This is a genomic window from Haladaptatus halobius (assembly GCF_020618475.1).
GTDB lineage: Archaea > Halobacteriota > Halobacteria > Halobacteriales > Haladaptataceae > Haladaptatus > Haladaptatus halobius.
This window is the reverse complement of sequence record NZ_CP085337.1, coordinates 294635-307306: the sequence shown is the minus strand read 5'-3', so window position 1 is coordinate 307306 and position 12672 is coordinate 294635. Positions and strand designations below refer to the sequence as shown.

Annotated in this window: 9 protein-coding genes and 2 pseudogenes; 7 read left to right on the top strand and 4 right to left on the bottom strand. The window is 59.9% G+C overall.

Annotation, left to right across the window (positions count from 1 at the left end):
- The first annotated feature begins 219 nt into the window (after positions 1–219).
- Together LIW51_RS25340 and LIW51_RS25335 are read left to right on the top strand one after the other, a co-directional pair.
- A complete protein-coding gene (locus LIW51_RS25340) occupies positions 220–900 on the top strand; it encodes an ABC transporter ATP-binding protein (RefSeq protein ID WP_227378901.1) in 681 nt (226 codons plus the stop codon).
- On the top strand, positions 900–1712 hold the full coding sequence (locus LIW51_RS25335; RefSeq protein WP_227378900.1) for an ABC transporter permease: 813 nt from the start codon (positions 900–902) through the stop codon (positions 1710–1712). The genes LIW51_RS25340 and LIW51_RS25335 overlap by 1 nt, the downstream gene beginning before the upstream one ends.
- Before the next feature lie 55 nt (positions 1713–1767).
- Here LIW51_RS25335 and LIW51_RS25330 read toward each other — a convergent pair whose 3' ends face one another.
- Together LIW51_RS25330 and LIW51_RS25325 are read right to left on the bottom strand one after the other, a co-directional pair.
- Entirely contained in the window at positions 1768–2451 is a 684-nt protein-coding gene (locus tag LIW51_RS25330; RefSeq protein ID WP_227378899.1) for an RNA 2'-phosphotransferase, read from the bottom strand.
- A 425-nt stretch (positions 2452–2876) separates the two neighbouring features.
- The gene (locus LIW51_RS25325) at positions 2877–3473 is read right to left on the bottom strand and encodes a DUF8170 family protein (protein ID WP_227378898.1); all 597 of its coding nucleotides are present in this window, start codon (positions 3471–3473) and stop codon (positions 2877–2879) included.
- 131 nt (positions 3474–3604) lie between these two features.
- Here LIW51_RS25325 and LIW51_RS25320 point away from each other — a divergent pair, with 131 nt between their 5' ends.
- The 3 genes from LIW51_RS25320 (at position 3605) to LIW51_RS25310 (ending at position 7917) form a co-directional block, all read left to right on the top strand.
- Positions 3605–4027 (top strand): helix-turn-helix domain-containing protein, encoded by a 423-nt coding sequence (locus LIW51_RS25320; protein WP_227378897.1) that lies wholly within the window; start codon positions 3605–3607, stop codon positions 4025–4027.
- Between the two features lie 1870 nt (positions 4028–5897).
- On the top strand, positions 5898–6869 hold the full coding sequence (locus LIW51_RS25315) for a hypothetical protein (protein WP_227378896.1): 972 nt from the start codon (positions 5898–5900) through the stop codon (positions 6867–6869).
- A 124-nt stretch (positions 6870–6993) separates the two neighbouring features.
- Positions 6994–7917, top strand: a complete 924-nt coding sequence (locus LIW51_RS25310; RefSeq protein WP_227378895.1) for a glycosyltransferase — start codon at positions 6994–6996, stop codon at positions 7915–7917.
- Between the two features lie 258 nt (positions 7918–8175).
- Here the strand turns inward: LIW51_RS25310 and LIW51_RS25305 are convergent, their stop codons facing one another.
- On the bottom strand, positions 8176–9369 hold the full coding sequence (locus LIW51_RS25305; protein WP_227378894.1) for an FAD-dependent oxidoreductase: 1194 nt from the start codon (positions 9367–9369) through the stop codon (positions 8176–8178).
- Positions 9370–9587: 218 nt separating this feature from the next.
- Between LIW51_RS25305 and LIW51_RS25300 the strand changes: the two are divergent.
- Positions 9588–10243 (top strand): annotated as a pseudogene (locus tag LIW51_RS25300) (helix-turn-helix domain-containing protein).
- A 46-nt stretch (positions 10244–10289) separates the two neighbouring features.
- Here LIW51_RS25300 and LIW51_RS25295 read toward each other — a convergent pair.
- Positions 10290–10593, bottom strand: a pseudogene (locus tag LIW51_RS25295) (NADH-quinone oxidoreductase subunit H); the annotation flags it as partial.
- A 115-nt stretch (positions 10594–10708) separates the two neighbouring features.
- Between LIW51_RS25295 and acs the strand changes: the two are divergent.
- A complete protein-coding gene (acs, locus tag LIW51_RS25290) occupies positions 10709–12643 on the top strand; it encodes an acetate--CoA ligase (RefSeq protein ID WP_227378893.1) in 1935 nt (644 codons plus the stop codon).
- Positions 12644–12672 lie beyond the last annotated feature (29 nt).

Here is a 12672-nt window from a genome sequence, read left to right as displayed (position 1 = left end):
GGTTCTCCCGAGTTAGGTTAACGGCTCGTGCATCGGTTTCAAAATCGAGAATTTCGGTCGAACGCGGCCGACCGAACCGAAGATAATGACGCTGCCAAAACACTATCGTTCACGATTGCAGGCGAAGCACCTACTCCGGTTCAGGTACAACGCCCAAGATAGAGAGGACGGTTCCGCCGAATCGTCGAAACGAGAACCAGATGCCGGGAGGACACTAGTATGAGCCAAACGAGTATAAAACTGGAAGCGCGATCCCTCTCACGGATCATTGACGGGCATCGAATCGTCGATTCCGTCTCCTTTCGCGTCTTCGAATGTGACGTCCTTGCGATTCTCGGGCCGTCCGGAGCGGGAAAATCGACGCTCCTCCGACTGCTCAACCGCCTCGATGAACCGAGCGAAGGTACCGTCCTTTTGGATGGAGAGGATTATCGAGAGCTACCACCACGGGAACTGCGACACCGCGTGGGGTATATTCCTCAAGATCCCGCTCTCCGTGACGGCACCGTCTTCGACAACGTCACGATCGGCCCGCGACTTCGAGAGGAACCGGTGTCTGAGGAGCGAGTTGAGGAGTTGCTTGCCCAGATGGATCTCGCAGGATACGGGAGTCGAGAGGTGACGGACCTGTCCGGCGGGGAGGCACAACGAGTCGCTATCGCACGGACGCTGATTACCGAGCCGGAGATACTCCTCCTCGACGAACCAACGTCAAGTCTCGATGCAACGTCGGAATCAGGAGTCGAAACACTGCTCACGAAGTCGATCCACGATTCGGGATTGACGGCCATCCTCGTAACCCACGACATGGCACAAGCGCGTCGACTGGCGGATCGCGTCGCAAAGCTCGAAGAGGGCCGTCTCACATCTATCGGGTCGGTCTCAGAGGTGATTTCGTAATGTTCGTCGACCAATTTCGAGATCCGACCGTCGTGAAGGGGCTCGCTCAAGTTGCTGTCGCATCACTGTTAGCGGTGGTCGTCCTCGGTATTTCCTACGTCCGGAATCTCGATCTCGAAACGGAACTTGGACGAGCGTTCGTCCGCGGATTCGTACAAGTGATCGCGATGGGTGCCGTAATCGGCGTTCTCTTTTCAGTGAGTCTCGCGTGGAGCGGACTCGTTCTAGTTGCCATGATCGGAATTGCGGCGTGGATTTCGAAGGATCGGGGAGCAGGTGTGCCGGCAGTATTTCGGGTCTCGCTCGTCGGGGTTGCGTTTGGTGCGGGCATCGTCATCGTCACGATGATTGCTGCAGGCGCGATCGAGACGACCGTTCAGAACGTCATTCCAGTCGGTGGGATGATCATTGCGAACGCGATGAAGACGAACTCGCTTGCCCTCGATCGATTCAAGGGAGAGGTGGAATCCAACCGAAGAGAGATCGAAGCCGTCCTCGCGTTAGGGGTACCGCCCCGCAAGGTGATTTCGGACTATGTGACGACGAGCGTTCGCGCGTCACTCATCCCGATGGTAGACTCACTAAAAAGCCTCGGCGTCGTCTACATCCCAGGGATGATGTCTGGAATGATCCTCGCGGGAGCGAACCCGATTTACGCCGCCGAATACCAATTCGTGATTATGGCGATGCTGTTCGCCGCTGGCGGCCTCACGAGCATGGCGAGCATCATGCTCGTCGGTCAGTACGCATTTACCGACGCAGAGCAACTCAAACTGTTCGAGGAGTCCGCGGCAGAAGGCACAGAAGCTTGATAACCAGCCCGAGAGCTGTCGTCCGGTCTTTTGACGCCAACGGCGCTCGTCCGGCTTAGTGGTCGCGTGACGCTGATTCGTCGCGCCGCCGCGTTTCGGTATTTCGCACCGTCGTCTCGTCTACCTGCGCGATGTACTCCGGCGGGACGTGGTCGACGGTGTACGTCTCAACACCGCGCTCGTCGATTTCGAACCCGGCCTGCTCCATCGACCGGGCGTCGATTACGAGGAGAACTGGCTCATCGGTATGCCGCTCACTGACGTCGCGGGCCTCCGCCGGCGTTTTCGAGAGGTGAACTTGCTGGCGACCCATCGACTTGAGTCCCTCCTCGGCGATAGCGTCGAGATTCCGCGGCGCCGTCCCGTGATAGAGCCGGTTCGGCAGTTTGGTCTCCGTCGATTCGAGTTTCACGTCGACGGAGTGGCCGTACGCCGCGCGAACCTGCTCACCACGTCGCTCAAATCGCCCCTTCGAATCAGTGGCAATCACCGCTTCGATGTGCTCGGGCGTGGCCCACGGATACTTACCTGTGACGGCGTCGACGAGCGTCTCGTACTCGGTCCACCCGCGGTCGTCTAGTGAAAGCCCCGCATCGCCGGGGAAGTGGCGCAGCGCGCCACTCATAAACTTCGATAGGCGGGTACGACGACTTCCGTCAAGTACGTGTCGCCCCTCGTCACCACAGACCGGGCACGATTCGCCCTCGATGTATCCGTGGTCGTCACAAGTCCGAATCACACCCGTTCGTAGGGCAGGGACTGACTACTGACTTGCGAGATACGGCGGTCGTAAATGATTCCGGAGACGGAAAGTCAGTATAGCCGTGAGACGCTTTGTCCGCCAAAACTCGTCGTCGATGCGAACGCCGACGATTTACCTGACACCGATGGTGCATTGATACCAGTAACGAGCGTATCTAGTTGGATAGCTACAGGTTGATACTCTTTAGGAACGCTCGCGAAAATCCATTTACTGCATCGATTCCGCAATTTGTATTATAGATATCAGGAAGTGTCCAATTTCAGCAGTGGGTGAATGGTTGTCATTTGCCGCTCCGCTGGAGTGAGACGGTCGATTGCACGCTTCCTTTGTCGAGCGCTCATCACCATCGGGGTCAACGTTCGTGGTCACGGCCGTTGCGAGTACCGTCACAGCATCCGTGGTCACCGACGGCTGATTTCGTCGAGGAGCGCCTTGGTTGCGTCGAGCAAATCGTCGGTGAGTTCAGCGCCGGTAGCGTCCGTCGGCCCCTCCCAGAAGAAGACGCGATCGAGCCGATTCAAAAGCTGGATGAAATGTGAGAACATTCCGTGGAACGGTTCGGCTGTCGGGTCATCTAGATCAACGTAATTGCGCTTGAGCACGCGTATCTTCTCCCGGTACTCTTCGTGGTCGAGATAGCCAGCCTCCCACTCGTGACCACCGTCGGCGTGTTCGTACACTCCCACGATGTAGTCAGCACGGTTCGCCAACACCTTGAATTTCGTCGTCCAGAACTCCCACGCCTCAGGCACGTCGCCCATGATGAATGCATGTCCGTCCTGGTTGAGGCGGTTTTTCACGGCGGTAAGCCGGTCGCGTTCGCTTTCTCCGTAACTTCCGAGCACGAAAAACGATCGACCACTCAGCAGGAATGTCTCGAGATCGCTATCGAGAGCGCGGTTTATCTTTCGATATTGTTCGCGGGAGAGTGCGTCTTTCGCCGAATATCGTTTCGTCTCATCGACGACACTCCCCAATTCGACGCGCTTATCCGGCATTACGTAAACTACATCGGATCCCTAATTGTATCCTCGGAATCGCGCTTACCCATCGCCACGAGTTTCGATACGCTGATGTTGGCGTCTACCAACATCATTATTTCGGTGGCCAATCTGCTATCACGTATACTATGTCACAGGGTGCTGGCGTGCAACCGAACGACGAATCGAACCACTTCGACGTCTTCGAGGTGTTCGACGTCATCACACAGCAGACTCGGAAAGACCTCATCGCGGACATCGTCGGCCACCCGAAAGGGATGCCGAGCATGAAAGAACTCCAGTACCTGAATCCGGATGTCGATCGCACGACGATTCTCGGGCATCTTCGAAAACTCATGGACGCCAACGTCGTCGATAGCGTCGCGTTCCCCGACGGTCAGCGGCCGGACGAAGGACCGTATAAATTTTATTACATCACGGAACAGGCGGGCGAACTGTTCGACAAAAACGGTATCTTCGACCCCGAAATCCGTCGGCCTCTCTACGCCCAAGTGGAAAAACCGGCGGACGTGAAGCACGCAGAAGAACTCACTCGACCGCAGCTTGAGTGACCACAGCCGGAGGTGACGCCTCACGGATGAGAAACGAACGTGGAGTCGCGTTCACCGCCACGCGTCCAGCGGTGCAGCATCGCTGAGGTTGCTGGCAATCGTGGGGACAACCGTACTTGGTTGAGGAGACCACATCCTTATCACCAGCTCGGGCGTGTACCTCAAGAAGAATACGCTCGTCCACGGTATCGACGACCGAGGCTGTAAGGGTCTCAGGCTGTACGACAACAGCTACTAAGGGAACTGCGTGAACTACTCCGCCATACCGCGTTCGGGGCTACCCGGCCCTCACTTGTTGCGGACGGAGCTTCCTGTTTCTGTGTCGGAACGTGCAGGAACCAGTCCCACAGCGTCCACAAGAGCTTCGCTCTTGTGCGGCCCATCAGAACCGTCGGTTCTGAGGACGGTTCCAGACTCCGCAGGCGATTTTCCTTTACGGGGGGTTTGGAGTGTCCCACTCCTACCGGATGGACACTCAACCACCACGACCGGTGCACGCTTTTTGTCGCGTTTGAACACTGGACGTATTGGAGTGAATGTCTTACTACATCGTTCGACCACCGAGGTAGTAAGGGGATGCCGGACAGTGAAAGTAACCAAAGACGGCGCTGTCTCCCCTCGCTTCTTGAGGAAGGGAGCTTAGCGTCTACTATTGTGCTAAAACGACAAGAGGAAACCTCGGCGTGAACGCCGGGGTGGATGTCATTCTAAGAACAGCCGGATGTGGTCGACGTGGTTTGGATGCTCGTCATCGGGGACTGCCTCGAACCACCCAAGTTCGACGTCATCCCCATCGCCGTACAGCCAGTGATCGAGGTCTTCGGCGACACGGGGGTCGTCGATGGATTCCCGCTCATCGGTTGCCAGCGATGCGCTGAAGAAGACGCTGGGGCGGTGAATCGTATGCCTTCGTCGCCCCCAGACAGAAATAACTCTCCTCTACACGTTCGACGTCGCTACGGTCGCGTAATGTATTCAGATCGGTGTACGATTCTTCGTCCGATACTCAGTGTTCGTCTCTATTTGCCATTTGAGGATGAGAGAGTGATGCGTCTTCGAATGGCGATACCGGTAACGGTCAAGTCGGGGCTATACACTCTCGGAGGCAGTCCGCTCGTGCCCACCGTCCGAACTACTCAATTCCGGGGTGTACCACCGTGCGTCACTATCGTATTTAAGATTACATCTATTAAATATTCGAAATTTGATTGATCGCGTCCGAGGGTATCGGTGCTGTTTCGGCGAGTCGACTCACCCAGAACTGGCCGAAAAAGTTCGTTCGCACCGGACAGGTCGGCGTGCTGGCGCGTTTCTGGTCATTCCGGTGACGGACATCTCTTCCCAGTCACTGTTCAAGGGAGATTCGATACGGAAATTCAGGGCTGCAAGTAATGCGCGGTTAGAAAGGATTAATAATGATAAACTCGTTGGGACGACTGCACGCCATGTACAAGATACTGTGTGAAACCTGTGGACAGATTGGCTTCCATGCATCACGTATCGGAGCGGAATCACGGGCGGAATCGCATATCGACGATACCGACCACACGTGTACCATAGAGACGATGGAGGCCGCGTGAGACCATCTCCAGATCGAGGTGCAAAGGTTCCCCGAAGAGGATAGCAGCCACGGGTGGATGGTGGTTTGACGAGGAGGGTTACACAGTGCGTCAGCGGTAGGAGCAATCACTTCGACGATTTTAGCGTTCATACCGGCTAGACTGCGCTTCTGGTTCACAACTTTCGAAAGTGGGCGCTCGAAGAGGGTACCAACGGGACGATACCAACGGGACGATTGGGTTGAGAAAGACGATGCGTACGACCAGCGCCATGGCAAGACTTATGCAAGCGTTGGCAGTTCGAATACGGTATGCGTCGCCGTGCCCTCCTCGCGTCCGGAACCACCGTCCTCGCTACGACCGTGGCCGGTTGCGCCGACTTCGGACTGAACCCGTCCGCTGGCTCCTCAAACTTAGTCGGCACCGCTCCCGCCGCTCGGCTTTCGATGACCGCCGCGACCGCCGCCGAACTTCCCGCTAGGGTTCTCTACGTCGTTCGACCGAACAACGTTCGTAACGAGCGGGCCCGACTCCTCGACCGAATCCTCGACGGGGACGCCACTGTCGATGGGACTCGACCACCGCTTCCGGCGGATCGGCATCTCCTCTACGACGGCACGGTCTATCGGCTATCTCGCAGGGTGACAGAACGGACGCCGGCAACGCGATACTCCGTTAAGGTAGACATCGTCGACGGAACCGTGGATGAATCCGAAACGATTCGATTCTCCGACCTGCCGAAGGTCGACCGCAAAACGTTCGCCGAAAGGGGATTCGCGGACGGTGAGACCGTCGGCATCGGGACGACGTTTCTCTACACGAACGCCGAACGAAACCGGTCGGCGCTGGTTCCCGAGTCGGACTATTCGGTCATCACTTGGAAAGACGGTTCGCGGGTGGAGTGGGTCGTCGACGAAGCGAACCCGACGACGGTCAACACCTACCGGTACACCGCCGAACGGGTCGCCCCTGCCGCCGAGTACGGCCGGCGGATACGCGAGCGGTTCGCGTTCGAACTCTCGGAACTGACGGACGCCCAGCGAGAGATCGTTACGACAGCCATCGAAGAGTCGCACTATCTCGTCGATTCGGACCAAACGCCTTCGCCTGCGCTGATTTCGTTAGCGCGTCGGTTTCGGAAGCACGAACATCCGACCGCGCTCAGCGAAGACGGAGAGGGCGATCGAAACGGGGCATACCTCGTCCGGTTTGACGGAACCCTTTACTGGACGATTCTGATGGTTCACGACGAATCGTCGCGAACCGAAACGCGGACAGGGTAGCTGGTGAGTCAGCGTTCGGGTCGAAGAGACTCCGTTGAAACTCCGAGTCCGCGAAGCCTCCCGTTGACCCCGTGCCGCCCGGGGAAGTGTCGGTTTTATATGTTGGTGCGGATGAGATTTCTTCATGGGCGAGTCCCCACCGACGACCGTCATCCTTCCCACGACAACGTGGACGACAGCCTGTGAGGAGGTCGCTGACCAACTGGGCCAATCGGACGAACTCCTCGTGGTTTGTGACGACGACTCCGATTCCATCGCAAACCGAGTCGACGATCTCCCGAGCGGAGTTAGGCTCGTCTTTGCGGGTGCCCCGGAGGGGTGCTCGGGAAAGGCGAACGCGATTGCCGCCGGAATGTGCGCTGCAAAGCGCGACCGAATCGTGTGGACGGACGACGACTTTCACCATCCGCCAGACTGGCTCGCGCAACTACACGCCGACTACGAGCAGAACGGCCCCGTCACCGAGATACCGTTCTTCGTCGGACGGGATCCACTCTCGCTGTTACTAGAGCCGATATACGCTTTCGGCGGTACGCTTGGGGCGTACGCGGGAAACATCGCTTGGGCCGGTGCCGTGATGTTCGACCGCGCGGACTTGGATGAAGCGGCCTTTCTCGGGGATCTCCGCCGCTCGGTGAGCGACGACGGCATTCTTACCGAATACCTCGACGTGACTCCGCTTCGGCGAACGCGGCTCGTTCCGATCGGTGGAACCGTTCGTGAGACCGCCGAGCGCCACGTTCGGTTCACGCAGATCGTCCAACGGCACGACCCCGTGGGTTTCGCGGGAATGAGTGTCGTCGCAGCCCTATCCGCGATCGGTGCTCTCCTCTTCCCGCTGCCGGCGATGGTGCTCTTGACACTGCTCCAGCTTGGCATCTACAGCGCGTTCGAAGTCCGCCGATGGACGTTCTTACTGGCGTATCCCGCAACGCTCGCGCAAGTACCGCTTACGATGTATGCGGTAGCTCGCCGAACCTTCGTCTGGGGTGGACGTCGCTACCGTTGGCGTGGGAAGTTCGACGTCGAGGTCGTCGGCTCCGGGTGAGCTGAACGACCTCGATTACTCGCTCGCCGCGTAGGATTCGTTCTTGCGGGGACGGAGACCGTTCGGTACAACCGGCGGCGTCGACGACGGCGACCGAAGAGAGGCGGAGTAAGCGCCGTCGAGGCGCCCCTGTCGTGCTGCTAATCGAGACTCCACGGACCGAGCGACGATGAGTTCGATCGCCCCGTAGTCGGCGGGGTGATTTCGTCCCGGACGTCCGAATCGGGCGACCGGGACGACGTTTCCGGGCGGGCTGGCTCACGCGCTGCGGCCGCGGTCGGAGACGGACTCAGGGAGCGAAGTGCGGGACGCTCGTCGCCGACGAGACCGTCGGAAAAATGCATCCGGAAGCAGCTTAACCGCGATGTTTCGAGCCTGAGACCCGACGCTCGATTGCATCGTACCGAGGGTTCCCAGCCGGCGCGACTCGGAACGAATCCGATCGGCTCTGGGTTTTCTTTCGGCTTCGAAACGCTCGAAGGCCGCCGAGGGGTCGTCGGACGTGTCGATCGCGTGGGCCAGTGTGAGCGCGTCCTCGATGGCCTGTGCTGCACCCTGCCCGGCGAACGGCAACATCCCGTGCGCCGCGTCGCCGGCGATGACGACCGACCCGCGATGCCATCGGTCGAGCGGGGGCACGTCCTCCAGACCGGTGACGAAGACGTCGTCAGCGTCGAGCGATTCGACCACCGAAGGAATCGGCTCGGGAAACGTGTCATACCGCTCACGAAGTGCCGAGAGCACCTCCCGCGAATCGGTCGAATCCCCCGCGAAGGTTTCGGGTGCCGTCGCGAACCAGTAGAACCGATCGTCGCCGATGGGTGCTCCGCCGGTGTACGTCCCGTCGCCCCACACTTCGACCCCTCGAGCACGGTGCTGCTCGGGTACGTCCACCGTGGCGACGGCGCGATAGACGACGCTTTCCAGCGTTCGCAGTTCGGTGTCGGGGGCGATGGCGTCGCGGACGGCCGAATTGATGCCATCCGCCCCGACGAGAACGTCCGGGTGAACGTGCGTACCGTCGGCGAACCGGACGGTCGGCGGATCGGTGTCCAACACCGCTTCGCACACCATTCCCGTTTCGACCTCGGCGTTCAGTTCGTCGATAAGTATCTGCTGCAGTTCGGCGCGGTGTATCGCCACGAAGCCGTAGCCGAAGCGGTTCCGTTCGACCCGATTCAAGTCGAATCGTTTCAACACCCGCCCGCCGGAAGACCGGATCACGGTGTCCCTGAGGGGAACCCCTTCAGTTAAGACACGGTCAGCGATACCGAGGCGATCCAAGACGAGTAGTGCGTTCGTCTGCAACAGGAGTCCGGCACCGATAGGTCGATATTCGGACGCGGCCTCGTAGACGGTCGGCGTCCCGTCTCGTCGTTCGAGCGCAAGTGCCGTGGTGAGCCCACAGATGCCGCCGCCGACGATTGCGACGTCCGGTATCGCCCGTGTCATCGGCGTCCCTGAGACGAACTGATGGTCGCGTTCCGAGTAGCCGGCGCCGCTACCGTACTCCGGACATCATGCGGAAACGAGGTTTCTTCGTCAGCGGTCTGTCGGAAGCGTACTCCGGTTCGTCTACGTCTCATATACGTCAGTTCGAAATAGACAGCCAAACGTCGACTGCAAATCATCTACGTGTCTTTAATACGGCCCCGTTTTATCGTACGCGTATACGATATCTCACGGTTCTCGTTCACCCCGCCGAGGGCCGCGTTTTCCATCCGCTCGGAAAGAAACTCGCGGACGAGCCGACGATCGCGCGAGAAGCGATCCACCACGTCGAACTCCTCGCCGACGGGACGGTGCTATCGTTCGCCGAGGGAAGCGGTGACCGGGAGCGATACGAGGGGATAATGAGGGACTCGCCGTACGTCGTCGACTTTCTCGTTTCCGGGGGGATCCATGGATGGCGGTGAGTCAGTTTGAGCCGACGGACGTGACCCGCCGGGCGCTGGAACTACAACGCGAGTCCGATATAGTCATCGAGACGCCGATACAGTTCAACTCCGACGGATCGTTTCGGATAACGTATATAGGAAGCGATGCCGCCTTTCAGGAAGTATACCGGCATGCCGTCGAGGAGAACGCCGTCACATTCGAGGTGGTAGAAACAGGTGACTACGAACCGGACGAAGCGTCATTCGCGAGACTGTTAACGACCCGTCAGCAGGAAGTGCTCAAGGCGGCGGTGGAGGCGGGATACTACAGCGCACCCCGACAGTCGACGCTCGAAGATGTGGCGGAGGTCGTCGGAATCGCGCCAACCACTGCGGGTGAACACCTACGGAAAGTCGAGGAGCGCGTGTTCGGCGCTCTCGTTCGGTGACTTCGTGCCTGAGTCGACACGAAGGTTCGTTGCGGCGATGATTTTTCTACGTACCCATTATTTCCATGATGACCGCCGTCAGCGCGAGGTTGAAGAACGAGGGGACGAGCAGCCCTTTCCAACCGATCTCGATGAGTTGGTCGATGTGGACGCGCGGAACCTGCGGAGCGCACCCACTGGGTGAAGATGAATAGCGCCTAAATCTTGATCAGAAACCAAACGAACCTCGGCAGCCACGGTTCATGTGGGCCTCATTAGAACAACGTCGTGATGATCGTTCCGCTGAGGAAGATGTGGAGGAACTCGCTCCCGTACAGAAAGACGAAGTAAACGCTCGAATAGTCCGTCTTTCGCTCTATGACTGAAATCGCACGCGAAATCGACGATCGGCGCACCTCTGGCCTCGCGCCCAAATCGCTCGGATAGACGAACGATTTTTGTCTTTTTAGGCAAATCTCGAAATGAATGGTCAACGGCAGTAGAAAAGAGACGACCGACGAACGCGAATGGGTGACGCCACCATCGTCGTTCGTCGACGAGGCAAATATCACGGCGGCCGACCGCGAGGCGCTCCACGAGGACGGATGGCCGACGTGCTGGGAGGCTGCCGCCGAACTGCTGGACTGGGAGCGCCCGTACGATACGGTGCTCGATGACGCCGAGACGACGCGCTGGTTCCCCGGCGGACGGTTAAACGCCTCGTACAATTGCGTCGACCGTCACGTGGAGGACGGCCGCGGCGACGAGGTGGCTCTCACCTGGGAAGGAAAACTCGGAGAAACTAGAACCCGCACGTATCGGGAACTCTACGACGAAGTGAACGCGTTCGCGGCATCCTTGCGCGAGTTGGGTGTTGGCGAAGGCGACGTCGTCACGCTCTACATGCCGATGGTGCCGGAGCTACCCATCGCCATGCTGGCGTGCGCGCGAATCGGTGCCCCCCACTCGGTGGTGTTCGCCGGCTTCTCCGCCGACGCGCTGGCAACGCGGCTGGCCGGCGCGAACTCGGCGTATCTCGTCACCTGCGACGGCTACTACCGGCGCGGCACCGCACTAGATCTCAAGAGCAAGGCCGATAACGCCTGCCACACCGTCGACCAAGCGGTCGAACAGATCATAGTCGACCGTCTCGACGACGACCGCTCCGTCGGCGACCACCACTCCTACACTGACCTCGTCGACGACCGCGCGGGCGTCGAGGTCGACCCCATCGAGCGAAACGCCGCCGACCTGCTCTTTCTCATCTACACCTCGGGAACGACCGGTGAGCCGACGCTAGTCGGGCACACGACCGGGGGCTATCTCGCGCACGTGACCTGGACGAGCCACGCGGTGCTCGATCTCGGGCCGGACGACACCCACTGGTGTTCGGCCGACGTCGGCTGGATCACCGGCCACTCCTACGCCGTCTACGGGCCGCTCGCGCTCGGGGCGAGCACCATCCTATACGAGGGAACGCCGGATCATCCCGAGAAGGATCGTCTCTGGGAGGTCATCGAGCGCAACGAGGTCGACGTCTTCTACACGGCGCCGACGTCCATTCGGGCGTTCATGAAGTGGGGAGGCAGGTATCCGGAGCGACACGACCTCTCTTCGCTCCGCCTGCTCGGCACGGTCGGGGAATCGATCGACGAAACGACCTGGCACTGGTACCGCGAGCACGTGGGAGGGGGGGAGTGTCCGGTCGTCGACACGTGGTGGCAGACCGAGACGGGGGGTATCGTCCTCTCGACGATACCCGGCGTCGACCGAATGCGGCCCGGTGCCGTCGGCCGGGGCCTGCCCGGAATCGGCGCGGCGGTCGTCGACGAGACGGGTGAGCGAGTCGCCACCGGGGAGTCGGGACGTCTCGTTCTCACCCGACCCTGGCCGGGTATGGCACGGTCGCTCTGCGAGGGAACCGACTGGGGAGGCCGTCGAACGGGAACCGTCGACGGCGAGTGGCAGTACGACACAGGAGACAACGCCGTCCGCGACGACGATGGCTACCTTCACCTCCTCGGACGGGCTGACGACGTGCTCAACGTCTCGGGTCGCCGATTGAGCACCACGGAGATAGAGTCCGCCATCGTCGGCGTCGAGGGCGTCGCCGAAGCCGCCGTCGTCGGAAGTGTGGACACGGTGAAAGGGTCGAAGATCCACGCGTTCGTCAGCCCCGAGTCGAACGTCGCGGGCGACGAGGCGCTCAGCGGGAGCGTCCAGGCGGCCGTCGAGTCGGCTATCGGGTCTATCGCGGCCCCCGATACCGTTACGTTCGCGCCGTCGTTGCCGAAGACGCGGTCGGGCAAGGTCGTCCGTCGCTACCTCGAAGCCATCGCAAACGGTGAGAATCTCGGCGATACGAGTGCGCTCCGGAACCCGGAGGTCGTCGGCGAACTCGAATCGCTCCTCGACCAGTAGCGATTCGCTCGTCCTCAACAAGGAGAAAC